We start from the raw sequence: 24,680 nt of genomic DNA on the forward strand, positions 1-24,680 counted from the left end.
TACTGGTAACACTTCGTCTCATTCAAGGAGCCTGTATGCAGTTGGACCCCGTCAGCGGTTGGTTCGAGGGCATTCGCCATTGCCCTTCGCCCAACTTCAACGAGCGCCCGGCAGGCGAGATATCGCTGTTGGTGATACATAACATCAGCCTGCCCCCGGCGCAGTTCGCCACGGGCAAAGTGCAGGAATTTTTCCAGAACCGCCTGGATGTCTCGGAACACCCCTACTTTGAAGGCATTGCCAGCCTACGGGTGTCTGCGCATTTTCTGATTGAGCGCGACGGCACGGTCACGCAATTTGTCGCATGCTGCGACCGGGCCTGGCATGCAGGCGTGTCCAGCTTTGACGGGCGTGAAGTGTGTAATGACTTCTCCGTGGGGGTCGAACTGGAAGGCACCGACGAGCTGCCGTTCACCGATGCCCAATACGCGGCGCTGATTGACCTGACGCGCCAGTTGCTCGCAGCCTACCCTGGGATCACTGCCCAACGTATCTGCGGTCACAGCGACATCGCCCCCGGCCGCAAAACCGACCCGGGCCCGGCTTTTGATTGGATGCGCTTTCGCAGCGCGCTGCAGGATGGAGGATATAAACAATGAGTTTCCTGGTGCTGGTGCTGGCGGTGTGGATCGAGAAGTTCTCGGCCTTGCGCCAGCGGTTGCAGCGCGACGGCGGCTGGCTGCGTGAGCTGGCCAAGCTTGAATCGAGCCCGCGCATGGGTACGCGGCCCTGGCTGATCCTGCTGGTGTTGGTGGTGCTGCCCGTGGCCTTGTTGGGCTTGTTGCTGCTGGTGCTGGAGCCTGTGGCCTATGGCTTGTTGGCGTTGCCGGTGCACGTGCTGGTGGTGATCTACAGCCTGGGCCGTGGCGATCTGCTGGCCGCGCTGGGGCCGTTTCGTGATGCCTGGCGGCGGGGCGATCTGCAAGCCGCCGAGCATGTGGCCGAGCGCGATCTGACGCTGGGTGCCGACAACGGCGCGCAATTGCTCGAGCGTGTTCAGGGCTATTTGCTGTGGCAGGCCTACCAAAGCTTTTTCGCGGTGATTTTCTGGTATTTCCTGCTGGGCCCGGTGGCCGCTCTGGCCTACCGCCTGCTGGCGCTGGCCAGTGAACACAGCCAGAACCCGCTGGTGGCCGAGCGTGCCACGCAATTGCGCCATGCCTTCGACTGGCTGCCGGTGCGCTTGCTGGCGGCGAGCTTTGCCCTGGTGGGCAATTTCGTCGGGGTCAGTCGGGTGATGCTCCACGAACTGCTGAACTGGGATATCAGCGCAGCACAGTTGGTGGAAAAAGTCGGCCTGGCCGCCGCAGAAATACCGCCGCCAGCGGTGGGCGCCGAGGGCATAAACAGCCTTGATCGCCTGTGGGAACTGCTGCTGCGTGCGGCGGTGCTGTGGTATGCCGGCTTTGCCATCTGGACTGTGTTGCCCTGATCCATTCGGCAGGGGTTAACCCCCTGCCGTTAACCTTACGTTACAAAACTCCCTTTCAAATTGAGCTATACAGACAGAGCGCCAAATAGTGGCTATCTGCCGCCGCCCTGCGCCTCAATAAAAATAAAAGAAAGGGGGATCACCCGTGAAGCGCTTGCTCTATCCCGCCGTTGCATTGATGAATCGCCTGAGTTTCGGCATGAAATTCAGTCTGATCAGCGTGCTGTTCCTGCTGCCGATGCTGGCTACCAATTACTTTCTGGTGCGTGACGCCTGGGCTGAATTCCAGGGCACCCGCATCGAACTGCAAAGCCTCGATCTACTCGGCAGCAGCCTGATGGTGCGTCGCGAGCTGGAAGCGCTCAATAACCAGGTACAGATCAATACGACCCTCGGCCAGTCCGGCAAGGCCGGCGACCTTGAAGCCAGGATCGCTGCCGTGGAGCAGAGCGTGCTCAACCGTGTGCAGGGGCTCAGCGCAATGGCTACCCAGCCTGAGCAGGTTGCGGCCTTCGACACCAAGCGTGACGAACTGATTGCCGCGTTCAAGGCTCAGCAACAGGAAACCTCACTGCTCAACAAAAGTGCGTTGATCGGAAAATTGCTCAACCAGGCCCAGATACTCAGCCAGATCATCGCCAGTCAATCCGGCTTGAGCCGTGATCCCCAGAGCGATCTGCGCCAGCTCAGCGACCTGATCACCGCCGTCACTCCACAAGTCACTCAGCTGCTGGGGGAGGGCCGGGCGATGGGCGCGTATTCCCTCGGCCAGGGTTTTATCAATTCATCCTCCAGCACACGCTTCGACGAACTGCTGCAGCAGCTGGAAAAACTCCAGGGCGAATATGCCTTGAAGCTGCAGGACGCGCTTGGCGCCAGCCATGCCGCGCAGGCAGCGCTCGATACTGCGGCGCAGGCCAGCCGGGCCAGCCTCAAGCAGGGTGCGGAGGTGTTCGAAGAACAAGTGGTGGTGGCTGAAACCCTCGACACACCGTGGCAGGGCTTTTACGACGGCGTCAGCCAACTGATGGCCAAGACCTATCAACTGGATGACGCCACCCTGGCATTCCTCAAGCAGCAACTGGAGCAACGCCTGGCACAAAAGCGCCTGCACATGCTGCTGCTGGTCACGGCGCTGGCAGCGGTGTTTGCGCTGATTTTCTATTTATACGCGGGCTTCTATGCGTCCACGCGCATGACCTTGCGTAGCCTCGGGGCGATGATGGACAAGGTCGCGGCGGGCGATATGACTGTCACCTTCGTTGCCGACAGTCGCGATGAGCTGGGGGACCTGGGCCAGGTATTCAATGGCACCGTGGCCAAGATCCACGACTTGATCGAACGCGTCGGGCACACGGTCGCCCAGGTCGAGTTGCAAGCCGGGCAGGTACAAACGGTTTCGGCGCAGAGCAACCAGGCAGTGGCCGGCCAGCGCAGTCAGATCGAGCAGGTGGCGACGGCGATGAACCAGATGTCGTCCACCGCACAGGAAGTCGCGCGCAGTGCCGCCGCCGCCGCCGGCAGCGCCCGCAGTGTCAACGATGAAACCGTCAGCGGCCGTGGGCTGGTGCAATCCCAGCAAGGCAGCATCGCGCGCCTGGCCACGGAGATCGATGAGTCGGTGCGGGTGATCAACCAGTTGGCGGCCGACAGCCAGGCCATCAGCAGCGTCCTGGAAGTCATCAAAAGCATCGCCGCGCAAACCAACTTGCTGGCGCTCAACGCGGCTATCGAGGCCGCGCGCGCAGGTGAGCAGGGGCGTGGCTTTGCAGTGGTGGCCGATGAGGTGCGTACGCTGGCCCAGCGTACCCAGCAGTCCACCGAAGAAATCGAGCAGATGATCGGGCGCCTGCACAGCGGCGTCGGCGCAGCGGTCAAGGCCATGGGCGCCAGCCATGACACGGCCAGTGGCACGGTGGGGCAGTCGGAAAAAGTCCAGCAGGCTTTGGAAAACATCCTTGGTGCGGTAGGAATGATCGTCGATCAGAACCAGCAGATCGCCGCCGCCGTGGAGCAGCAAACGGCCGTCGCCCATGAGATCGATCAGAATATCGTCGCCATTCATCGTGCGGGCGAACACGCGGCGCAGGGCGCCGACCAGACCGAAGCGGCCAGCCGCGAGTTGTCGCTGCAGGTGACGCAATTGAAGCAATTGATTGGCGCGTTTCGCGTGTAGGAATTTTCGTTCGGATTTGATGCTGTTGGGTGTGGTGCATGTCCTGTTTTTGCTGACGGCCTTTCAAAGTACTGCGAATAGGTGAAAATTTGTATCACCTGGTCACGGTCTCAAGGAGGCACGGCGATGGCCGCTGTAATCGGCATCAAAGGGCATTGCGCCCACTGCGACATGACGTTTGAACTCAAACCCTGGCAACTGAACGCCATTGCCATCGACGAACCCTTTGTCTGTACGTATTGCCACGCCTGCCTGCAGCTGTGTTGCCAGAAACAGCTGCGCCAATTCCGCGCCCTGGACCAATGGGCGCTGGTGCGGCCGAGCATGATCATGCTGACATGCGCGACCTTGCTGGCGGCACTGTTTGCTGAATGGCTGGGGCTACTCACGGTGATCGGGCAGTTCAATATTTCCCTGACGACGCTGTTGATCCATTGCCTGGTGCTGCGCTACGCCCGTCATCGACAAAGGATGACCTTGAACCTGCAAGCTGTCAGCCCGCTACCAATTGAACACCTCGCACGCATTGCGTGTGCTCGCCTCAGCCAGCCGTGAAGCGCTGATACCCATCCGTTCGGCCAGGGCGTCGCAGATAGCCGGCAAGTGCTCGGGGCTGTTGCGCTGGCCCGGGTACATGGCCGGGGCCATATCCGGGGCGTCGGTCTCCAGCACCACGGCTTCCAGGGGCAATTGGGCCAGCACCTTGTGCATGCGCAAAGCCTGCGGCCAGGTGGCGGCGCCGCCCAGGCCCAGCTTGAAGCCGAGCTTGATGTACTCGCGGGCCTCTTCCCGGCTGCCGGCGAACGCATGGATGATGCCGCCGCGCGGCAGGCGGATGCGCTTGAGCGTGGCGATCACTGCCGCGTGGCTGCGGCGTACATGCAGCAAGGCCGGCAGTTGAACGTCCACCGCCAGTTGCAGCTGGGCCTCAAACAGCGCTTGCTGACGCTCGCGGTCCAGGTGCTCCAGAAAATAATCCAGGCCGATTTCACCCACGGCGCATAGCTGCCGATGGCCCTGCAGCCGCGTCAGCCAGTCGCCCAACTCCAAAAGGTCGGCGGGGCGATGCTCATCGAGATACACCGGGTGCAGGCCGAAGGCGGCGAACAAGCCTTCATCCTCCAGCACCAGATCCCATAACCTTTGCCAATTTTTCTGATAAACACCGAGCAGCACCATGCGCCTCACACCCTGATCGCGGCTGCGAGCGAGGACTTCGTGGCGATCGCCATCGAAGTCCGCAAAGTCCAGGTGGGTGTGGGTGTCGATCAGCTCCACGCTCAGGCCTCGTGAATGCGCTGCTTGAAGGTGCGGCTGATCCCGTGCACGCCGGGCTGGTAGTGTTCTTCTTCAATGGCGGCCAAAGCCAGGCGCAGGGCGGTGTCGGCGATCAGTTGATGTTGCTGGGCCATCGCATTGACCGGTAGCGGCAGGAAGTCCAGCAACTGTGTATCGCCGAAGGTGCCCAGGCGCAACGGCCGCGACTTGAGTGGGACGTCGTGCAGTGCATCGAACACGCCTTGCAGCAGTACGTAGGACGTGGTCACCAGGGCGTCAGGCAAGTGCCCCAGGCGTTGCAGTAATTGCTCCATCAGCTGTCGCCCGCAGTCTCGGCTGAAGGCTTCGCCCTGTTCGATGATCACCTCACCAGTAAAACCGTGCAGGGCTTCACGGAAGCCTGCGGCACGTTCCTGGCTGATGCTCAGCTCCGGGCGCGCGCCGATCAGCGCGATTTGCTTGGGCAACGGTTGCAGCAGGCTGCTGGTGAGTTGCTGGCAGGCTTGGCGGTCATCGCTGACCACCGAGCAGAACTCGCTGGGCTCCATGACCCGGTCGATGGCGATCACCGGCAAGCCTTTGGCCTGCAGCTCGCGATAGCTATCATCGCTGGCTGGCAAGCAGCTGGCGACGAACAACGCATCGCAACGCCGTGCGCGGAACAGTTGCAGCAGTTGGCGCTCGCTGTCGGCCTCATCGTCGGAGCTGGCGATCAGCAATTGATAGCCGCGCGCCCGCGCGCCCTGTTCAAGCAACTTGGCAATGCGTGCGTAACTGGGGTTTTCCAGATCCGGCAGGATAAAGCCCAAGGTGCGCGTGTGCCGGCTGCGCAATCCGGCGGCTTGTGGGTTAGGCGTAAAACCATGGGCCTGGACCACGGCCCGCACTCGCTCGACAGTCGCGTGACTGATGCGCTGTTGTTCGGCCTTGCCATTGATGACATAGCTGGCGGTGGTCACGGACACACCGGCCAGACGTGCGATATCACTGAGTTTCAAACCGGGATTTCCTTGTTTTTTAGAGCGTGCCCCGACATTTTGTTCAATCCTAACCGATTCCAGCGTGCGACCAATGTCCCACAGCAGGCGCCGAGTGGCCCTTCAAGCTTGCGCAATTAACGCGTAATCTGCCATAAATTCTAGATTAAACGTTTCAGCAAGCGTATTTTTACGATGTTCGCCACTGAGTAGCTACTGCCAATTGACTGCTCAGTCAGTTGTTTCCGAACACCGCTAAGCTGATTTATTCAAAACAATACCTAGTGCGCACCTCGCACTAACTAGGAGAACGGCATGCTCGAGCTCACTGTAGAGCAGATATCCATGGGCCAGGTGGCGGTGGATAAATCTGCTGCCTTGCACCTGCTCGCTGAAAAACTGGTGGTCGATGGTTTGGTCGCCGATGGTTATCTCAGTGGCTTACAAGCCCGTGAAGCCCAAGGCTCGACCTTTCTCGGCCAAGGCATTGCCATTCCCCACGGCACCCCGGAAACCCGCGATCAGGTGTTTTCCACCGGCGTGCGCCTGTTGCAGTTTCCCGAAGGCGTGGACTGGGGCGATGGCCAGGTCGTCTACCTGGCCATCGGCATCGCCGCCAAATCCGATGAACACCTGCGCCTGCTGCAACTGCTGACCCGCGCCCTGGGTGAAACCGACCTCGGCCAAGCGTTACGCCGTGCCGGTTCCGCCGAGGCCTTGCTGAAGTTGTTGCAAGGCGCGCCGCAGGAACTGGCGCTGGATGCACAGATGATCAGCCTGGGCGTATCGGCCGATGATTTCGAGGAATTGGTGTGGCGCGGCGCGCGCCTGTTGCGCCAGGCCGACTGCGTGAGCAACGGCTTTGCCGCCGTGTTGCAGCAAGTCGATGCGCTACCCCTGGGGGATGGCCTGTGGTGGCTGCACAGCGAACAGACGGTCAAGCGTCCGGGCCTGGCGTTCGTCACGCCGGACAAACCCATGCGCTACCTGGGCCAGCCACTTAATGGCCTGTTCTGCCTGGCCAGCCTGGGCGAAGCGCATCAGGCGCTGCTTGAGCGCCTGTGTGCCTTGCTGATCGAAGGACGCGGCCAGGAATTGGGCCGCGCCACCAGCAGTCGTGCCGTGCTTGAAGTGCTGGGTGGCGAGCTGCCGCCCGACTGGCCCAGCGCCCGCGTCACCCTGGCCAACGCCCACGGCCTGCACGCGCGTCCGGCGAAGATCCTGGCGCAACTGGCCAAGCAGTTTGACGGCGATATTCGCGTGCGTATCGTCGACGGCCCGGTCGGCGCCGTATCGGTAAAAAGCCTGAGCAAGTTGCTGAGCCTCGGCGCGCGGCGTGGCCAGGTACTGGAATTCGTCGCCGAGCCGACGATCGCGGGCGATGCGCTGCCGGCGCTGTTGGCTGCCATTGAAGAAGGCCTGGGCGAAGAAGTCGAGCCGCTGCCGACGGTCAGCGCCCAGCCCGCCACCGCCGATATCGAACCGGTCATCAGCGCGCCGCTGCCCGGCAGCCAGATCCAGGCAATTGCCGCCGCGCCCGGTATCGCCATCGGCCCCGCGCATATTCAGGTGCAACAGGTGTTCGACTACCCGTTGCGCGGTGAGACCTGCGCCGTTGAGCGCCAGCGTCTGCACACCGCGCTGAGTGAGGTGCGTCGCGAAATCGAAGGCCTGATCGAGCGCAGCCAATCCAAGGCCATCCGCGAGATCTTCATCACCCATCAGGAAATGCTCGACGACCCGGAACTCACCGACGAAGTCGACACCCGTCTCAAGCAAGGCGAAAGCGCCGAAGCCGCGTGGATGAGCGTGATCGAAGCCGCCGCCAAGCAGCAGGAATCGTTGCAGGACGCCTTGCTCGCCGAACGCGCCGCTGACCTGCGCGATATCGGTCGCCGCGTATTGGCGCAACTGTGTGGCGTCGACACCGCTCGGGAACCTAATGAGCCCTACATTCTGGTAATGGACGAAGTCGGCCCTTCGGACGTCGCACGCCTGGACCCGGCCCGTGTCGCCGGCATCCTCACCGCCCGTGGTGGCGCCACGGCCCACAGCGCCATCGTCGCCCGTGCCCTGGGCATTCCTGCGCTGGTTGGCGCCGGGGCGGCGGTGTTGCTGCTCAACGCCGGCACGCCTTTATTGCTCGACGGCCAGCGCGGCCGCCTGCACGTCAACCCCGACACCGCCACCCTGCAGCGCGCGACGGTGGAGCGCGACACCCGCGAACAACGCCTGCAAGCCGCCTCGGCGCAACGCCATGAACCGGCGCTGACCCGCGACGGCCACGCGGTGGAAGTGTTCGCCAATATCGGCGAAAGCGCCGGGGTTGCCGCTGCGGTGGAACAGGGCGCCGAGGGCATCGGGCTGTTGCGTACCGAACTGATTTTCATGGCCCACCCGCAAGCGCCGGACGAGGCCACCCAGGAAGCCGAATACCGTCGCGTGCTCGACGGCCTCGACGGGCGTCCGCTGGTGGTGCGCACCCTCGACGTGGGCGGCGATAAACCGCTGCCATACTGGCCGATTGCCGAAGAAGAAAATCCCTTCCTCGGTGTGCGCGGTATTCGCTTGACCTTGCAGCGCCCGCAGATCATGGAAGCGCAATTGCGTGCATTGTTACGCTCGGCGGACAACCGGCCGTTGCGCATCATGTTTCCCATGGTCGGCAGCGTGGATGAATGGCGCGCCGCCCGGGATATGACCGAGCGCCTGCGCCTGGAAATCCCGGTGGCCGACCTGCAACTGGGGATCATGATCGAAGTGCCGTCGGCCGCGCTGCTAGCGCCGGTGCTCGCCAAGGAAGTCGACTTTTTCAGCGTCGGCACCAACGACCTGACCCAATACACCCTGGCCATCGACCGTGGCCACCCGACCTTGTCGGCCCAGGCCGATGGCCTGCACCCGGCCGTCCTGCAATTGATCGACATCACCGTGCGCGCCGCCCATGCCCATGGCAAATGGGTCGGCGTGTGCGGCGAGTTGGCGGCCGACCCGCTGGCGGTGCCGGTGTTGGTCGGCTTGGGGGTGGATGAGTTGAGCGTGTCGGCGCGCAGCATTCCCGAAGTGAAGGCGCGCGTGCGCGAATTCAGCTTGAGCGAGGCCCAGGGCCTGGCGCAAAAAGCACTGGCGGTGGGTTCGCCCGCCGAAGTGCGTGCCCTTGTGGAGGCCGTGTAGATGGCAAAGATTCTGACCCTGACGCTGAACCCGGCGTTGGACCTTACGGTGCGCTTGGCGCACCTGGCGCCCGGCGCAGTCAACCGCAGTGAAACGCTCATCACCCATGCTGCCGGCAAAGGCGTGAACGTGGCGCAGGTGCTGGCGGACCTCGGCCACGAGGTCAGTGTGGGCGGCTTTCTCGGCGCGGATAACCCCCAAGCTTTCGAAGCCCTGATCGCCAGCCGTGGGTTTGGCGATTCGTTCATCCGCGTGCCGGGCGAAACCCGCAGCAACATCAAGATTGCCGAGCACGATGGCCGGGTGACCGACATCAACGCACCGGGGCCGTTGGTGAGCGAGCAGGCGCAAAAAGAGCTGCTCAAGATGATCGCGATGGTCGGCCCCGAATTCGACGCGGTGGTGGTCGCCGGCAGCTTGCCGCGTGGCGTGAGCCCGCAATGGTTTCAGGCACTGATCGAGCAATTGAAAAACCTCGGTTTGAAAGTCGCCCTGGACACCAGCGGCGAAGCCTTGCGCGCCGGGTTGAAGGCAGGCCCATGGATGGTCAAACCCAATACTGAAGAGCTCGCCGAAGCGCTGGACAACGCCACCGATGCCATCAGCCAGCTGCATCAACAGGGTGTGGAACATGTGGTGGTCTCGGACGGTGCCGCTGGCGTGAGCTGGTACAGCGCGGGCGCAACCCTGCATGCCACGCCACCCAAGGTGACGGTTGCCAGCACCGTAGGCGCCGGCGATTCGCTGCTGGCGGGCATGCTCCACGGCCTGCTGCGCGACGAAGCGCCCGAGCAGACCCTGCGCCGCGCCACGGCGATTGCCGCGATGGCGGTGACGCAAATCGGTTTCGGCATCAGCGATGACGCGCAGTTGGCGCGCCTTGAAAGCGGTGTCGATGTACACGCGCTGACAGAACAATAAGAGGGTTTGTGATGAAGTTAGCCATTGTTACCGCCTGCCCGAACGGCATGGTTACCAGTGTGCTGTGCGCCCGCTTGCTGGACGCCGCCGCACAGCGCCAGGGCTGGAGCACCAGTGTCGAAGTGGTGGACGCGCAACGCCCGGACAGCCAGCTGTCCCAGGCGACCCTTGATGACGCTGAGTGGGTGTTGCTGGTCAGCAGCACGCCGGTGGATATGCACCGTTTTGTCGGCAAGCGCGTGTTCCAGAGCACGCCGGCCCAGGCGTTGGCGGATGTCGACGCGGTGTTGCGTCGCGGCGCGGAGGAGGCGCAGGTGTATGTGGCGACCGAGGCGCCGGTCGGGAATGTCCCGCGCATTGTCGCGATTACCGCTTGCCCCACCGGCGTGGCCCATACGTTCATGGCCGCCGAGGCCTTGCAGCAGACCGCCAAGCGCCTGGGCTACGACTTGCAGGTCGAGACCCAGGGCTCGGTCGGTGCGCGTACGCCATTGACGCCTGAGGCCATCGCCAACGCCGACGTGGTGCTGCTGGCGGCGGACATCGAAGTCGCTACCGAGCGCTTCGCCGGCAAGAAGATTTACCGCTGTGGCACCGGCATTGCCCTCAAGCAATCGGAAGCCACGCTCAACAAGGCGCTGGCCGAGGGCGTGGTGGAAAGCGCCGCCAGCGGTGCGGTGGCCAAGTCGGAAAAAACCGGCGTGTACAAACACCTGCTCACCGGGGTGTCGTTCATGTTGCCGATGGTGGTGGCGGGCGGCCTGTTGATCGCCTTGTCCTTCGTGTTCGGCATTCATGCCTTTGAGGAGAAGGGCACCCTGGCGGCGGCACTCAAAACCGTCGGCGACCAGGCATTCATGCTGATGGTGCCGTTGCTGGCGGGCTACATCGCCTACTCGATCGCCGATCGCCCCGGCCTGGCGCCGGGCATGATCGGCGGGTTGCTCGCGGGCACCCTGGGCGCTGGCTTCATTGGCGGGATCTTCGCCGGTTTCCTCGCCGGCTACAGCGTCAAGCTGATCTCACGCGCGGTGCGCTTGCCGCAAAGCCTGGAGGCCCTCAAGCCGATTCTGATCATCCCGTTGCTGGCAAGTTTGTTCACCGGCCTTGCGATGATCTATCTGGTCGGCCCTCCGGTGGCACGCTTGCTGACCGGGCTGACGGATTTTCTCAGCACCATGGGCACCACCAACGCGGTGCTGTTGGGCATCCTGTTGGGCGGCATGATGTGTGTCGATCTGGGCGGGCCGATCAACAAGGCGGCGTATGCGTTTTCCGTCGGCCTGCTGGCGGCGTCGAGCGGCGCGCCGATGGCCGCGACCATGGCGGCCGGCATGGTGCCACCGATTGGCATGGGCATCGCGACGTTCCTGGCCCGGCGCAAGTTCGCCCAGACTGAGCGCGAAGCCGGCAAGGCTGCGATGATTCTCGGCCTGTGTTTTATCTCCGAAGGGGCCATCCCGTTTGCGGCCAAGGACCCGCTGCGGGTGATCCCTGCCAGCATTGCCGGCGGCGCGCTGACGGGGGCACTGTCGATGTACTTCGGGTGCAAACTGGCCGCGCCTCACGGCGGGTTGTTCGTGCTGGTGATTCCGAACGCGATGAACCATGCGCTGCTGTACCTGTTGGCGATTGTGGCCGGCAGTGTGCTGACCGGGTTGGTGTATGCGCTGATCAAGCGGCCGGAGGCGGCCGAACTGACGGTCGCTGCTGCCAAGGGCTGATGAGGTTTGAAAATGTGGGAGGGGGCTTGCCCCCGATAGCGGTGTGTCAGCCAGTCTATTGGTAGCTGACACACTGCCATCGGGGGCAAGCCCCCTCCTACATTTGATCTTCAGTGTCTGTAAGGGCGGTGTCATATCTGCTTCATCCCATCATGCTTAAGTTGTCCTTTTGATACTCAAGAGGGCACCTGCATGAGCCACTTCGATCTCGGCCGTCGCCGCGTGATGCAAGCTGTAGGCGCCGGCCTGTTGTTGCCGGGACTGGCGCCGGCGGTGATTGCGTCGGTAAAGGACCGACCGCTGCTCACCGATGGCGTGCAGTCCGGTGACCTGCTGGGCGACCGCGCGATGATCTGGAGCCGCAGCGACCGCCCGGCGCGGATGGTGGTGGAGTGGGACACCCGCAGTGTGTTTAGCAACCCACGCCGGTTCGTCTCGCCCCTGGCCGATAACCGCAGCGATTTTACGGCCCGCGTTGAACTCACCGGGCTGCCCGCCGACCAGGCGATTTTCTACCGCGTGCATTTCGAAGACGCCCAGACCGGCATCGCCAGCGAGCCGTGGTTCGGCCACTTGCGCAGCGTGCCGCAACAGCGTCGCGACATCCGCTTTGTGTGGAGCGGCGACACCGTCGGCCAGGGTTTCGGTATCAACCCGGACATCGGCGGCATGCGCATCTACGAAGCCATGCGCCTGCGCCTGCCGGACTTCTTTATCCACAGCGGCGACACCATCTACGCCGACGGCCCGGTGCCGGCGCAACTGGCCACTGAGGGCGGGCGCATCTGGCGCAATATCACCACCGAAGCCAAGAGCAAGGTTGCCGAAACCCTCGAAGAATATCGCGGCAATTACCGCTACAACCTGCTGGATGAAAACGTGCGGCGCTTCAATGCCGAGGTGCCGCAGATCTGGCAGTGGGACGACCACGAGGTGATCAACAACTGGTCATCAAGCAAACAGTTGGACGAGCGCTACCAGACCCGCGACATCAACACCCTGGTCGGCCGCGCGCGCCAGGCCTGGCTGGAATATTCACCCATGCGCCGGCAAAGCGCCGACGCTGGCGGGCGGATTTACCGCAAGCTCAGTTATGGTCCGCTGCTGGATGTGTTCGTGCTGGACATGCGCAGTTATCGCGGGCCCAACGACGACAACCTGGGCGGCGCAAAACCCTTCCTGGGGCGCGACCAGCTGGACTGGCTCAAGCGCGAACTCAAGGGATCCCAGGCGCAGTGGAAAGTGGTCGCGGCCGACATGCCCATTGGCCTGGGTGTGCCGGACGGTGAAGTCAGCCCTGGCGTGCCGCGCTGGGAAGCGATCGCCAACGGTGATCCCGGCCCGGCGCAGGGGCGTGAGCTGGAAATTGCCGAGCTGCTGGGCTTCCTGCGCGCACACCAGGTGCGCAACCACGTGTGGCTGACCGCTGATGTGCACTATTGCGCGGCGCATCACTACCACCCGGATCGGGCGGCGTTCCAGGATTTCGAACCGTTCTGGGAGTTTGTTGCAGGGCCATTGAATGCAGGCAGCTTCGGGCCGAATCCGTTGGACAAGACCTTTGGGCCAGAGGTGGTGTTCGAAAAGGCACCGCCTGCGCAAAACACCTCGCCGTTTGCCGGGTTTCAGTTTTTTGGCGAGGTGCAGATTGATGGGCAGACGGCGGAGTTGACGGTGATCCTTCGGGACTTGGACGGAGTCTCGGTGTTCGAACAAAAACTGCAACCCGTCTGAAAACTGTGGGAGGGGGCTTGCTCCCGATAGCGGTGGATCAGCCAGCCTATTTTTAGCTGGTCCACCGCCATCGGGAGCAAGCCCCCTCCCACATTTTGATCTTCAGTGTCTGTGAGGGGTCAGTACACATCCCGGCGATAGCGGCCTTGCTCGATCAAACGCTCTACCGTTTCACTGCCGAGGATATCCACCAGCGCCTGATCCACCCCCGTCGCCATCCCCTGCAAGCTGCCGCACACATAAATCGCTGCGCCCTCGGCCAGCCATTTGCGCAACACGTCCGCCGATTCACGCAGGCGATCCTGCACGTAGATTTTCTCCTCCTGGTCCCGCGAGAACGCCAGGTCCAGCAGGGCCAGATCACCACTGGCCAGCCAGCCTTGCAGTTCTGCCTGGCACAGGTAGTCGTGGGCGATATGGCGTTCGCCGAACAGCAGCCAGTTACGCTGCTGACCGTCGGCGATGCGCGCCTTGAGCAAGCTGCGCAAGCCGGCCAGGCCCGTGCCGTTGCCCAGCAGGATCAGCGGCACCGCTGCTTCGGGCAGATGGAAACCGCTGTTGCGGCGCAAGCGCAGGCTGATGCCCGCGCCGATGGCTGCGTGTTCAGTCAGCCAGCCGGAACCCAGGCCCAGGCTGCCATCCGGGTGGCGTTCCTGGCGCACGATCAGCTCCAGCACACCGTCGCTGGCAATCGAGGCGATCGAATATTCACGCAGGCCCAGCGGTATCAGCGCATCGACCAGTGCCTGGGCATGCAGGCCGACCAGATGGGTGCGGTTGTCCGGCAACTGGCGCGTGGCCAGGGCCTGGTTGAGCGTTTGCGCCAGGCCCTCAATCAGCACGCCATCGCTGCCGGCCAGGCCCAGCCCTTCCAGAAAGTGCTCGACCGCTCGCGGGCTATTGCGTGGCAGGATTTCCACCAGGTCACCGGCCTGCCAACTGAGAGGAGAGGGCGGAGTGAGGCCGAGCAGGTAGACGGGTGCGCCGACGCTGCCAGGGTTGAGCAGGGTGCGTTGGCGCAGGGTCCAGTGTTCGAACTGGGCGGTCTGCCAGGCCGCTGCCGCCGTGTGGCCGGTGAGCTGGCCGAGCTGCTGTTGCCAGGTCAGCAAGGCCTCGGTATCGCCGCTGTCTACTTCCACCGGCGCAAACAGCGGGTTGCCGCCCTGGTGGGTCAGCCAGAAATGCAGGCGTCGGGCAAAGCCGCAGAAGTGTTCATATTGCCTGTCACCCAGGGCCAATACCGAGTAGTTCAAGCCCTTGAGGGACACGTCCTGGCCGAGCACGCTGCGTTCGAAGCCACGGGCGCTGTCGGGGGCTTCGCCGTCGCCGAACGTACTGACCACGAACAAGGCATTTTCCGACTGGCTCAGGTCGTGCTGGCTAAGCGTGCCCAAGGGCTGCACCTTCACCGGCAGACCTGCTGCCTGCAATTGCCCGGCCGTCTGCCAGGCCAATTGTTCGGCGAAACCGCTCTGGCTGGCAAAGCCGATCAACCAGGCCGGGGCATCGCTGGAGTGGGCGTCAAGACCCTTGCGTGCGTCCCTTACCTGGCGTTTTTTGCGGCGCCGGTCGAGGTACAGCAACCAGCCGGTAATGAAGAACAGCGGCATGCATAACGCGCTCAGGGTGAGCACGATCCGCCCTGCCAGGCCCCAATAGCTGCCGGTGTGCAGGGCATAGACGCTGGTCAACAACTGCGACTTATAGCTTTTGCTGGCGTAGCGCTCATGGGATTTGACCTCGCCGGTGGCCGGGTCCAGGTTGATCTGGTTCAGTGCACGGTCATGGGGTGAGTCTTCCAGCAGGTAATACACGGTGGCCGGTTGCCCGGCGACGGCCGGCAGCCGGATGTTGTAGGCGCTCAAGCCAGGCCCGGCGTTGCTGTAGATGCTGCTCCAGATGGCCTCATAGTTGGTCACGTAGTTGGTCACGGGCGCAGGGCCAGCCGGTGGCGGGCCGCGTTTGAGCGTGCGCTCGTTCTGCGGCGCGTCGGACAGCAGTTGGGTCACGCCACGGTTGTACCAGTCGTACGACCAATACAGCCCGGTCAGTGCCGCAAGCAGATAAAACAGCAGGCACCAGGTGCCGAACACCGAGTGCAGGTCCCAATTGAAGCTGCGGCCCTTTTTACGCCAGTCCAGGGTCAACCACACGCGCCAGTTCTTCACCTGGCGCGGCCAGCGCAGGTACAGGCCGGAGAGGCAGAAGAACAGCAGGATCAGGGTGCAGGCGCCAGTGATCGTGCGCCCGGTGTCGCCCATCGCCAGGAAGCGGTGCAACTGCAGGATAAAGCCGAATACATCCTGGCCGACGGCGTCGCCCAGGTAGTCGCCGGTATACGGGTCGAAGTAGCGTAGCGGGCCCCGGCGCTCGCCCGGTGGCGGGGTGAAGGACACGCGCCCGGCATTGCCGCTGTCGCGTTCCACCCAGAGCATCGCCACGGCCTTGCCTTCGGTGGCTTCCAGTTTGCGCACCAGTTCGGCGGGCGGCAGTACCCCGGCTTCGCGTTTTTCGACATGCAAGACGTGCGGGTTCAGCGCCTGCAGTATTTCATCCTGGAAGGAGTACGCAGCCCCGGTGATCCCCATCAAGGCCAGCACCAGCCCGGCAGTGATGCCGAAGAACCAGTGCAACTGGAACAGGGTTTTCTTCAACACGTCGGACCGCCTCGCTCAACTGTTTATGAATGTCACGGCGCGCATTATGCCGTGGCTTATCGAGAAATATTCTGTTTAGCATGCAAAAGCCCCACGCATCCGATGCGTGGGGCTCAAGTCATGGCGCGCTTGCGCTTAGAAGTGGAAGCTGGTGGTCAGCAACGCCGTACGACCGGCCGCCTGGTTGGCGAAGTGCGAGGCGTAAGCCTTGTCGTAGTAGGTTTTGTCGGTCAGGTTCTGCACGTTCAATTGCAGGTCGACGTTTTTAGTCAGCTTGTAGCTGGCCATGGCGTCGTAGCGGGTGTAAGACGGCACGTACACCGTGTTTCCCGCATCGCCGTAAACCTCGTCGACGTAGAAGGCGCCGCCGCCGACGGTCAGCTTTGGCGTGATGTCGTAGGTGGTCCACAGACTGAACGAGTTCTTCGGCGTGTTGGGCATCTGGTTGCCAGCGTTGGAACCGGCGCTCACCACGCCGTTACGCCCGTTGAGGCCGGACTTGACCAGTTCGCTGTCCAGGTAGGTGTACCCGGCGAACACTTGCCAGTGCTCGGTCAGCTTGCCGCTGGCGGACAACTCGACGCCGTCGACCCGTGATTCGCCGGCGTTCTCGTAGGTGAGGGCATCGACCAGGACGCGGGTGTTTTTCTTCTCGGTACGGAACACGGCGGCGGTCAGCGACAGGCGGTCGTGGAACAGGTCCCACTTGGTGCCCAGCTCGTAGTTGACTGTCTCTTCCGGCTGCAGGTCGCTGATGGCGGCACCGGCTGACAGCGGGTTGCCATCGGCGCCTTCACCCACCAGGCCACCGGCCGGGGTGGCCGACGTCGCGTAGGAAGCGTAGATACTGCCATTGTCCAGCGGCTTCCACACCAGGCCCGCCTGCCAGTTGAAGAACTGGCTGTCATCCTTGGTTTTGCTGCGCCCGGTGGTGGCGTTGGTGTTGGCTTCGGTATCGAACGTGTCGTAGCGCAGGCCGACGTTCAGCAGCCATTGCGGATCCAGCTCGATGGTGTCGAACACGTAGGCCGCGCGGCTGGTGGCCTTGGTGTTGGTGCCGTTGTAGTTGCGCGCGACGCTGCCGTTCCAGGCATCGTCCGGGTTCGGGTTGCTCAGCGAGGTGCATTGGCCACCCAGGCTGCCTTTGGCCACGGTGCACACCGGGTTGGCGTTGGGGCTGACGGTATAGCCGCTGACACGGGTTTCTTCACCGGTGAATTCCAGGCCGGTGGAGTAGGTGTTCTTGAAGCCCAGCGCCTGGAAGCTGCCGAACAGGTCGGTCTGGTTGGTGGTCGTGGTGGTGGTGGACACGCGGCTGTTGGCACGACGCCACACAGTGCCGAACTTGTTGACGTTGAGCTTGCTGTCATCCGGCTGGGTGAGCACATAGTCCTGGCCGGTGCTGCCGTGGCGCAGGGTGTTCTTCAGCGTCATGTTGTCGTTCAGGTCGTGCTCGATGGAGAACGTGCTGATGTCGGCGCGGGTCTTGCGGAAGTCGCGACTCTTCAAACCATAGAAATTGTTGCTGTCGCCGCCGTCGTTGGGTTTGTCATGCCCATGGGCCGTGGCGGTCGACGAACCGTAGCCATACGGCATTCCCGAATCCGGCAGGTCGTCGCTTTCCATGTGGTAGTAGCTGAGGTTGACGCGGGTCGGTGTGCCCAGGCCAAAGGTCAGCGACGGCGCCACACCCCAACGGTCGTAATTGATCGCGTCGCGACCGGCCACGTTTTGTTCGTGGCTCATCAGGTTCAGGCGAAATGCCGCGCTGTCGTCGAGGAACTGGCGGTTCACGTCGAGCACGTAGCGGCGGGTCTGGTCGGAACCGTAGGTGAAGCCGCCGTTGGTGAAGTCCCGCGCTTGTGGGGTTTTGCTCACCAGGTTGAGGCTGCCCCCGGCTGAGCCGCGACCGCCGAAGGACGAGTTGGGGCCCTTGCTGACTTCGATCGATTCAATGTCGAAGATCTCCCGGCTCTGGCCGCCGGTATCGCGCACGCCGTCCAGGTAGGTGTCGCCTTGGGCGTCGAAACCACGGATGAACGGACGGTCGCCCTGGGGGTTGCCGCCTTCACCGGCGCCGAAGGTAATCCCCGGTACGGTGCGCAGGGCATCCTGCAGCGAGGTGGCGGCAGTGTCTTTGAGCACTTGCTGCGGGACCACGGTGACCGAGCGCGGTGTGTCTACCAGCGGTGCGGTGTATTTCTGCGAAGCGGCTTTTTCTACCTGATAGGAGGGGGTGACCTGCTCCTGACCGGTAATGTTGGTGGCGCCGAGGGAGATAGGGTTGCGCTCGCCTTGTTGTTCGGTGTTCTCAGCCGCCTGCGCCAAGTGGGCGGCTGAGCTGGCGCTGAGGGCTACGCCGATGGCCGAAGCCAGCATGCGTGGTGAACTGGCGGTGGTTGTTGGTGTGATGCGCGACATGACGTGTCCTTTCCCCAAGGATGTAAGGTCGCGGAATATAGGGCTAACAAGACTTTCTATCAATTGCGATACATTGCTATTCGCATCGAATTTACATTCTTTACACTTTTTGCTTACGGTTTTTACGGACTCGTTCGTCTCGACGTTTTACACAGAGGATAAGAATCAATACCATTGGCACCCCTCTGATCGCAGGTATTGCCCCATGTTGCTGCATATTCCCGGCCTGTTCTCGCGCGAGGAAGTGCAGCGCATTCGCCAAGCCCTGGAAGCGGCCGAATGGGCCGACGGCAAAGTCACCGCCGGCCATCAATCGGCCAAGGCCAAGCACAACCTGCAATTGCCCGAAGGCCACCCGTTGGCCAAGGAAATCGGCGCGGCGATGCTGGAGCGCTTGTGGAGCAACCCGTTGTTTATGTCAGCGGCGTTACCGCACAAGGTGTTTCCGCCGTTGCTCAACTGTTACACCGCCGGTGGCAGTTTCGACTTCCATATCGACAACGCCGTGCGTCAACCCAAAGGCAGCCACGAGCGCGTGCGCACCGATCTGTCGTCCACGCTGTTCTTCAGCGACCCCGACGAATACGACGGCGGCGAGCTGGAAATCCAGGACACCTTCGGCCTGCAGCGCGTCAAGCTTCCCGCCGGCGATATGGTGCTGTACCCCGGATCCAGCCTGCACAAGGTCAACGCGGTGACACGCGGCGCGCGCTACGCCTCGTTTTTCTGGACCCAGAGCCTGGTGCGCGAAGACAGCCAGCGCACCCTGCTGTTCGAAATGGACGGCGCCATCCAGCAACTGAGCCGCGACGTGCCTGATCACCCGGCGCTGATCCAGCTCACCGGCACCTATCACAACCTGCTGCGTCGCTGGGTCGAGGTCTGAGATGGGCTTTTTATTGCGTCGCCAGGAAGTGCTCAGCGTCGAGCAGCTGCAATCGATGCTCGATGATTCCCCGGTGCGCGCGGCCCAGGCGATCTTGATCGCGGCCAGGGAAGGCGTGGTCGATGCCCAGGCCTTGCTCGGGCAGATCCTGCTGGAAGGACGCGGCATCGCACGGGATGAAGCACTGGCGTTGCGCTGGTTCCGGATTGCCGCCCAGGGCGGGCATTTGATGGCGCGCAATATGATTGGGCGGTGTCTGGAGCATGGTTGGGGTTGCACGGTGGATGAGGCGGCGGCTGCGCGTGAATACCGGCTGGCAGCAGAGGCCGGGTTGGATTGGGGGCAGTACAACTATGCCAACCTGTTGGCGACCGGCCGTGGCGTTGTGCAAGATCAGGCCCAAGCGCTGATGCTTTATCGCCAGGCGGCAGAGCAGGGCCATGCCAAGTCGATGAACCTGGTGGGGCGCTATCTGGAAGACGGGCAGTATTGCCCGAGGGATTTTGAAGCGGCCGTTGAGTGGTACCGGCGTTCAGCCGAAGCCGGGGATTTTCGTGGGCAGTTCAGTTATGCGGCGGTGTTGGCGGATAGAGGGCAGGTCGAGGCGGCGCTGGACTGGCTACGTAAGGCGTTGGCAGGCGGGAATCTCAAGTTCTTACGGATAGCACACCAGACGCTGGCGGCGGCCAACCATCCACAGATTCGCGCGATGGCTGAAGCCTTTCGACAACGCGCTGCCCATCTCTCTTAGCTCATCTGAGCCAGACCGGGGCACAAAAAGCGGGCGCTGAAGGATCATCGGTATGCGTCGCGGTCAGGTTTTCTGGCGGCGGCAGCGCTGCGTGAGCTATCTGCCTGACGCAATGCGCGACATTCCACCTGACAGCCATAAAAAAACCCATGACACGTCATGGGTTTTTTATACGCAGCGTGCTTACACGTAAAACGACTTCAACGGCGGAAACCCATTGAACTCAACCGCGCTGTAGCTGGTGGTGTACGCACCGGTCGACAGCCAGTACATGCGGTCACCAATGGCCAGATTCAGCGGCAGGCCGTACTTGTAGTTTTCGTACATGATGTCGGCGCTGTCGCAGGTCGGGCCGGCGATGACCACTTCTTCCATCTCGCCTTTCTTCTCGGTCCAGATCGGGAACTTGATGGCTTCGTCCATGGTTTCGATCAGGCCGGAGAATTTGCCCACGTCCGTGTACACCCAACGCTCGACGGCGGTTCGCGATTTACGCGCCACCAGCACCACTTCACTGACCAGGATGCCGGCGTTGGCGATCAACGAGCGGCCGGGCTCGAGGATGATTTCCGGCAGCTCATCACCGAAGTCTTCCTTGAGGAAACGGATGATTTCCTCGGCGTAGGTTTCCAGGCTGTTGGTGCGGGTGATGTAGTTGGCCGGGAAGCCGCCGCCCATGTTGATCAGCTTCAGATGAATGCCGTCTTCTTCCTTCAGGCGCTCGAAGATCACTTTGACCTTGGCGATCGCCGCATCCCATACGCTTATGTCGCGCTGCTGCGAGCCGACGTGAAACGAGATGCCGTAAGGCACCAGGCCCAGGTCGCGGGCGAGGATCAGCAGGTCCATGGCCATGTCGGTCTGGCAGCCGAACTTGCGCGACAACGGCCAGTCAGCCGTGGTCGAGCCTTCGGTGAGGATACGCACATAGACTTTCGAGCCCGGCGCGGCCTTGGCGATGTTGCGCAGGTCGGCTTCGGAGTCGGTGGAGAACAGGCGCACGCCTTTCTCATAGAAGTAGCGGATGTCCTTGGACTTCTTGATGGTGTTGCCGTAGCTGATACGGTCGGCGCTGACGCCGCGGTCCATGACCTTGTCCAGCTCGTAGATCGACGCGATGTCGAAGCTCGAGCCCTTGTCTTTCAACAGGTCGATGATCTCGACGGCCGGGTTGGCCTTGACCGCGTAATACACCTTGGCGAATTCGAAACCGGCGCGCAGGTCATCGTAGGCCTGGCTGATCATCGCGGTGTCGATCACCACGAACGGGGTTTCTTGCTTGTCGGCGAACGCCTTCATTTTGTCAAACGTGGCGCGCGCGAAATAGTCTTCGACGTTGATCGACATGCTGGGAACTCCTAAGGGCAAACTGTAGTAATCAATGGGTGCAACTGAACGTCCTCCGTATCCCCACTTTGGTTCGCCTACTTCCCAAGGCATGTCGCCGAAAGCAAAAAGGCCATGGGATACGCTTCCCTTGGCCTTGCTGTCTCGTCGTCAGTACTTGAGCCGGATGGATCGTTTCCAGCATGGACGTTCGGCGCGAACTTTAGGGCGTGAGGGGCTTGAGATCAACTAAAAATGTCGCGTTTTTGCACGCGTTCGTCGCGCGACCCCGTGCAGCTACTATGTAACCGACCGGTGTGACGGATTGATGTTCCCCGGATGGGTGAATTGAGTGCATTTCCCTGACACCCTGCAGAGCCAAATGTGGGAGGGGGCTTGCCCCCGATAGCGGTGGGTCAGCCAATACCTCAGTGACTGACCCACCGCTATCGGCAGCAAGCCCCCTCCCACATTTTTAACTGTGTTGTGCCAAGTCAGGCCAGTGCGGTCTCAGCTGGGGAAACAATGCTGGTCTTGCCCCCACGCGACTTACCGGAACTCAGGTACTCGGCAATCGACTCCTGCGTCACCTCGCCCAGGAACACCCGCTCGGCATCCATCACCGGCAACCACGAACGGTTGAACTCGTACATCCGCGACAGCAGGATGCGCAAGTGCTCGTCATACGCGGCGGTGGCGTTGAATTCGCGCAGGTACTGGCCGCAGGTACCGGTCTGACGGTGCAAGTCGCGACGGCGTACATAGCCCAGCGCCTTATTCTCGGCGCAGGTGACCACCACATAGCGGCGGTCGTGCTCGTCCATCAGCTCCAGTGCATCGGCCACCGGTGTTTCCGGGCTCACCGACGGCGCGTTGTCCGCTGCATCTTCGGCCTTCACCAGCAGCAGGCGCTTGAGGGTGCTGTCCTGGCCGACGAAATTGCTCACGAACTCGTCCGCCGGGTGCGCCAGCAGCGTATCGGGATGGTCGATCTGCAGCAGCTTGCCGGCGCGGAAGATCGCAATCTTGTCACCCAGCTTGATGGCCTCGTCGATGTCGTGGCTGACCATGATCACGGTCTTGTTCAGCGCACGCTGCATCTCGAAGAATTCGTTCTGGATCATCTCGCGGTTGATCGGGTCGACCGCGCCGAACGGTTCATCCATCAGCAGCAACGGTGCATCCGCCGCCAGGGCGCGGATAACGCCGATGCGCTGTTGCTGCCCGCCCGACAATTCACGCGGATAGCGATGCAGATACTGCTTGGGTTCCAGCTTGATCATGCTCATCAGCTCGCGGGCGCGGTCGTGGCATTTCTGTTTGTCCCAGCCGAGCAGCTTGGGCACCACCACGATGTTTTCTTCGATGGTCATGTTCGGGAACAGGCCAATCTGCTGGATCACGTAGCCGATATTGCGACGCAGGGTCACTTCATCGAGGTCGGTGGTGTCTTCGCCGTTGATCAGGATCTTGCCCGAGGTGGGCTTGATCAGGCGGTTGATCATTTTCAGCGTGGTGCTCTTGCCACAGCCCGAAGGGCCGAGGAACACACAAATTTCGCCTTCGTTGACGGTCAGGCTGACATCGTTGACGGCGGTGACAGTCTTGCCGTTGCTTTGAAAAGTCTTGGACAGGTTTTGAAGTTCGATCATTTGAGCAATCCTTTTGGAGTCAGCGAGCGTTGCAGCCATTGCAAGAGCAGGTCGGCGAAGATGGCCAGGAGACTGACCAGCACGGCGCCGACGATCAGCATCGACATGTCGCTGCGGCTGATGGAAGCCAGAATAAGTACGCCCAGGCCGCCGGCACCGATGGTGGCGGCGATGGTCATCACGCCGATGTTCATCACCACGGCGGTGCGCACACCGGCGAGGATCACCGGCACGGCAATCGGCAGTTCGACCATGCGCAGGCGCTGGGCGAAGGTCATGCCAATGCCCTTGGCGGCCTCGCGAATGCCCGGTTCAACACCGGTGAGCGCCAGGTAGGTGTTACGCATGATTGGCAACAGGGAGTAGAGGAACACGGCGGTGATCGCGGGCATCGGCCCCAGGCCCTGGCCGAACTTGGAGTAGAACGGCAGCAGCAGGCCGAACAGCGCGATGGACGGTACGGTCAGCAGCACCGTGGCGCTGGCCTGCAGCGGGCCGGCCAGGGTCGGGAAACGCGTCATCAGGATGCCCAGGGGCACGCCGATCAAGATCGCGAGGACAACCGCGACGCCGACCAGGGTGATGTGCTGCCAGGTTAGTTGCAGGACTTGGGCCCAATCAAGGTGGGAAAAGGCGTTGAGAAATTCCATGTCTTTTCCTCTTATTGATTGATCGGATGCTGGCGCAGGAAATCTGCGGCAACAGCGGACGGGCTTTCATGGTCGACGTCGACCCGCGCATTCAGCTGGCGCATGGTTGCGTCGTCGAACAGCGCGGCCAGTGGCTTGAGCTCGGCCGCCAGCTGCGGGTGCTGGTCGAGGTATTCCTGGCGGATCACCGGGGCGGCGGTGTAGTCCGGGAAGTAGTGCTTGTCGTCTTCGAGCAGCTTGAGTTTGAAGGCATTCAGGCGACCGTCGGTGGTGTAGACCAGGCCGGCAAACACTTGGCCATTGCGCAACGCGGTGTAGACCAGGCCTGCGTCCATCTGCCGGGTGTTTTTGCGCGTGAGGTTCATGTCGTACAGCGTGACCATGCCGGCCAGGCCGTCGGAGCGGTTGGCGAACTCGGTATCCAGGGCGACCAGGCGGTGTTCCTGGGTGTCTGCGGCCATGGCGTGGGTGAGGTCACTGATGCTGTTGATCTCGGGATGTTCCTTGGCGACTTTTTCCGGCAACGCCAGGGCGTAGGTGTTGCTGAAGCGCGACGGCGAGAGCCAGACCAGGCCTTTTTTTGCGTCGAGTTCCTTCACGCGAGCGTAGGACTGTGCGCTGTCGAGTTTCTCGTCGATGTGGTTGTACGCCACCAGCGACACGCCGGTGTATTCCCAGATCAGGTCCAGTTGCCCGCTTTCCTGGGCGCTGCGCGCCAGGTTACTGCCCAGGCCACCCGTCACGCGGGCGTCGTAGCCTTTGGTGCGCAGGTACTGGGAGGTGATTTCGGCGAGCAGGGTCTGTTCGGTGAACACCCGTGCGCCGATGCGGATTACCGGTTTTTCAGCGGCTTGCGCAAAACCTGCAAACAGCAGGGCGCAGCTCAATATCAGGGTCAGTTTTTTCATGTGATTTCCTTTG

General features: G+C 62.3%; 18 protein-coding genes. 10 read left to right on the plus strand and 8 right to left on the minus strand.

Annotation, left to right across the window (positions count from 1 at the left end):
- The first annotated feature begins 35 nt into the window (after positions 1-35).
- The 4 genes from ampD (at position 36) to C4J91_RS04515 (ending at position 4,163) form a co-directional block, all read left to right on the plus strand.
- Positions 36-599, plus strand: a complete 564-nt coding sequence (gene ampD, locus C4J91_RS04500) for a 1,6-anhydro-N-acetylmuramyl-L-alanine amidase AmpD (RefSeq protein ID WP_124361249.1) — start codon at positions 36-38, stop codon at positions 597-599.
- Entirely contained in the window at positions 596-1,432 is an 837-nt protein-coding gene (gene ampE / locus C4J91_RS04505) for a regulatory signaling modulator protein AmpE (RefSeq protein WP_124361250.1), read from the plus strand. The genes ampD and ampE overlap by 4 nt, the downstream gene beginning before the upstream one ends.
- A 145-nt stretch (positions 1,433-1,577) precedes the next feature.
- Positions 1,578-3,608, plus strand: coding sequence for a methyl-accepting chemotaxis protein (locus C4J91_RS04510; RefSeq protein WP_124361251.1), 2,031 nt, complete (start codon positions 1,578-1,580; stop codon positions 3,606-3,608).
- Between the two features lie 126 nt (positions 3,609-3,734).
- Positions 3,735-4,163, plus strand: coding sequence for a hypothetical protein (locus C4J91_RS04515; protein ID WP_124361252.1), 429 nt, complete (start codon positions 3,735-3,737; stop codon positions 4,161-4,163).
- On the opposite strand, the gene C4J91_RS04520 is transcribed toward C4J91_RS04515, so the two are convergent.
- Together C4J91_RS04520 and cra are read right to left on the minus strand one after the other, a co-directional pair.
- Complete coding sequence (locus C4J91_RS04520; RefSeq protein WP_124361253.1) at positions 4,110-4,886, minus strand: TatD family hydrolase; 777 nt, start codon at positions 4,884-4,886, stop codon at positions 4,110-4,112. The genes C4J91_RS04515 and C4J91_RS04520 overlap by 54 nt on opposite strands.
- Before the next feature lie 2 nt (positions 4,887-4,888).
- Complete coding sequence (gene cra / locus C4J91_RS04525; RefSeq protein WP_124361254.1) at positions 4,889-5,884, minus strand: catabolite repressor/activator; 996 nt, start codon at positions 5,882-5,884, stop codon at positions 4,889-4,891.
- A gap of 294 nt (positions 5,885-6,178) precedes the next feature.
- Between cra and ptsP the strand changes: the two genes are divergently transcribed.
- The 4 genes from ptsP to C4J91_RS04545 all read left to right on the plus strand — a co-directional run bounded on the left by ptsP (position 6,179) and on the right by C4J91_RS04545 (position 13,416).
- On the plus strand, positions 6,179-9,037 hold the full coding sequence (gene ptsP, locus C4J91_RS04530) for a phosphoenolpyruvate--protein phosphotransferase (protein ID WP_124361255.1): 2,859 nt from the start codon (positions 6,179-6,181) through the stop codon (positions 9,035-9,037).
- Positions 9,038-9,958, plus strand: coding sequence for a 1-phosphofructokinase (gene pfkB, locus C4J91_RS04535; RefSeq protein ID WP_124361256.1), 921 nt, complete (start codon positions 9,038-9,040; stop codon positions 9,956-9,958).
- Between the two features lie 11 nt (positions 9,959-9,969).
- Positions 9,970-11,682, plus strand: a complete 1,713-nt coding sequence (locus C4J91_RS04540; RefSeq protein WP_124361257.1) for a PTS fructose-like transporter subunit IIB — start codon at positions 9,970-9,972, stop codon at positions 11,680-11,682.
- Positions 11,683-11,874: 192 nt separating this feature from the next.
- On the plus strand, positions 11,875-13,416 hold the full coding sequence (locus tag C4J91_RS04545; protein ID WP_124361258.1) for an alkaline phosphatase: 1,542 nt from the start codon (positions 11,875-11,877) through the stop codon (positions 13,414-13,416).
- Positions 13,417-13,535: 119 nt separating this feature from the next.
- Here C4J91_RS04545 and C4J91_RS04550 read toward each other — a convergent pair whose 3' ends face one another.
- Together C4J91_RS04550 and C4J91_RS04555 are read right to left on the minus strand one after the other, a co-directional pair.
- Positions 13,536-16,073, minus strand: coding sequence for a sulfite reductase flavoprotein subunit alpha (locus tag C4J91_RS04550; RefSeq protein WP_124361259.1), 2,538 nt, complete (start codon positions 16,071-16,073; stop codon positions 13,536-13,538).
- A gap of 135 nt (positions 16,074-16,208) precedes the next feature.
- Positions 16,209-18,494 carry a TonB-dependent siderophore receptor gene (locus tag C4J91_RS04555; protein ID WP_124361260.1) on the minus strand — a complete coding sequence of 762 codons (2,286 nt, stop codon included), beginning with the start codon at positions 18,492-18,494 and terminating at the stop codon, positions 16,209-16,211.
- A gap of 205 nt (positions 18,495-18,699) precedes the next feature.
- Here C4J91_RS04555 and C4J91_RS04560 point away from each other — a divergent pair, with 205 nt between their 5' ends.
- Both C4J91_RS04560 and C4J91_RS04565 read left to right on the plus strand, forming a co-directional pair.
- Positions 18,700-19,380 (plus strand): Fe2+-dependent dioxygenase, encoded by a 681-nt coding sequence (locus C4J91_RS04560; protein ID WP_124361261.1) that lies wholly within the window; start codon positions 18,700-18,702, stop codon positions 19,378-19,380.
- A 1-nt stretch (position 19,381) separates the two neighbouring features.
- Positions 19,382-20,131, plus strand: a complete 750-nt coding sequence (locus C4J91_RS04565) for a tetratricopeptide repeat protein (RefSeq protein WP_124361262.1) — start codon at positions 19,382-19,384, stop codon at positions 20,129-20,131.
- Positions 20,132-20,314: 183 nt separating this feature from the next.
- Here C4J91_RS04565 and C4J91_RS04575 read toward each other — a convergent pair whose 3' ends face one another.
- The 4 genes from C4J91_RS04575 to C4J91_RS04590 form a co-directional block, all read right to left on the minus strand.
- Positions 20,315-21,478 carry a type III PLP-dependent enzyme gene (locus C4J91_RS04575; protein WP_124361263.1) on the minus strand — a complete coding sequence of 388 codons (1,164 nt, stop codon included), beginning with the start codon at positions 21,476-21,478 and terminating at the stop codon, positions 20,315-20,317.
- Positions 21,479-21,951: 473 nt separating this feature from the next.
- Positions 21,952-23,109 carry a betaine/proline/choline family ABC transporter ATP-binding protein gene (locus tag C4J91_RS04580; RefSeq protein ID WP_003171711.1) on the minus strand — a complete coding sequence of 386 codons (1,158 nt, stop codon included), beginning with the start codon at positions 23,107-23,109 and terminating at the stop codon, positions 21,952-21,954.
- The gene (locus C4J91_RS04585) at positions 23,106-23,759 is read right to left on the minus strand and encodes an ABC transporter permease (protein ID WP_124361264.1); all 654 of its coding nucleotides are present in this window, start codon (positions 23,757-23,759) and stop codon (positions 23,106-23,108) included. Before C4J91_RS04585 ends, C4J91_RS04580 begins: the two co-directional genes overlap by 4 nt.
- A gap of 11 nt (positions 23,760-23,770) precedes the next feature.
- Entirely contained in the window at positions 23,771-24,667 is an 897-nt protein-coding gene (locus C4J91_RS04590) for a glycine betaine ABC transporter substrate-binding protein (protein WP_124361265.1), read from the minus strand.
- Positions 24,668-24,680 lie beyond the last annotated feature (13 nt).

The organism is Pseudomonas sp. R3-52-08 (assembly GCF_003851745.1).
Taxonomy (GTDB): domain Bacteria; phylum Pseudomonadota; class Gammaproteobacteria; order Pseudomonadales; family Pseudomonadaceae; genus Aquipseudomonas.

Excerpts from the sequence above, each read along its gene's own strand:
- ampD (WP_124361249.1), top strand. The coding sequence starts at position 36 with ATGCAGTTGGACCCCGTCAGCGGTTGGTTCGAGGGCATTCGCCATTGC.
- ampE (WP_124361250.1), top strand. The coding sequence starts at position 596 with ATGAGTTTCCTGGTGCTGGTGCTGGCGGTGTGGATCGAGAAGTTCTCG.
- C4J91_RS04515 (WP_124361252.1), top strand. The coding sequence starts at position 3,735 with ATGGCCGCTGTAATCGGCATCAAAGGGCATTGCGCCCACTGCGACATG.
- ptsP (WP_124361255.1), top strand. The coding sequence starts at position 6,179 with ATGCTCGAGCTCACTGTAGAGCAGATATCCATGGGCCAGGTGGCGGTG.
- pfkB (WP_124361256.1), top strand. The coding sequence starts at position 9,038 with ATGGCAAAGATTCTGACCCTGACGCTGAACCCGGCGTTGGACCTTACG.
- C4J91_RS04540 (WP_124361257.1), top strand. The coding sequence starts at position 9,970 with ATGAAGTTAGCCATTGTTACCGCCTGCCCGAACGGCATGGTTACCAGT.
- C4J91_RS04545 (WP_124361258.1), top strand. The coding sequence starts at position 11,875 with ATGAGCCACTTCGATCTCGGCCGTCGCCGCGTGATGCAAGCTGTAGGC.
- C4J91_RS04555 (WP_124361260.1), bottom strand. The coding sequence starts at position 18,494 with ATGTCGCGCATCACACCAACAACCACCGCCAGTTCACCACGCATGCTG.
- C4J91_RS04560 (WP_124361261.1), top strand. The coding sequence starts at position 18,700 with ATGTTGCTGCATATTCCCGGCCTGTTCTCGCGCGAGGAAGTGCAGCGC.
- C4J91_RS04565 (WP_124361262.1), top strand. The coding sequence starts at position 19,382 with ATGGGCTTTTTATTGCGTCGCCAGGAAGTGCTCAGCGTCGAGCAGCTG.
- C4J91_RS04575 (WP_124361263.1), bottom strand. The coding sequence starts at position 21,478 with ATGTCGATCAACGTCGAAGACTATTTCGCGCGCGCCACGTTTGACAAA.
- C4J91_RS04580 (WP_003171711.1), bottom strand. The coding sequence starts at position 23,109 with ATGATCGAACTTCAAAACCTGTCCAAGACTTTTCAAAGCAACGGCAAG.
- C4J91_RS04585 (WP_124361264.1), bottom strand. The coding sequence starts at position 23,759 with ATGGAATTTCTCAACGCCTTTTCCCACCTTGATTGGGCCCAAGTCCTG.
- C4J91_RS04590 (WP_124361265.1), bottom strand. The coding sequence starts at position 24,667 with ATGAAAAAACTGACCCTGATATTGAGCTGCGCCCTGCTGTTTGCAGGT.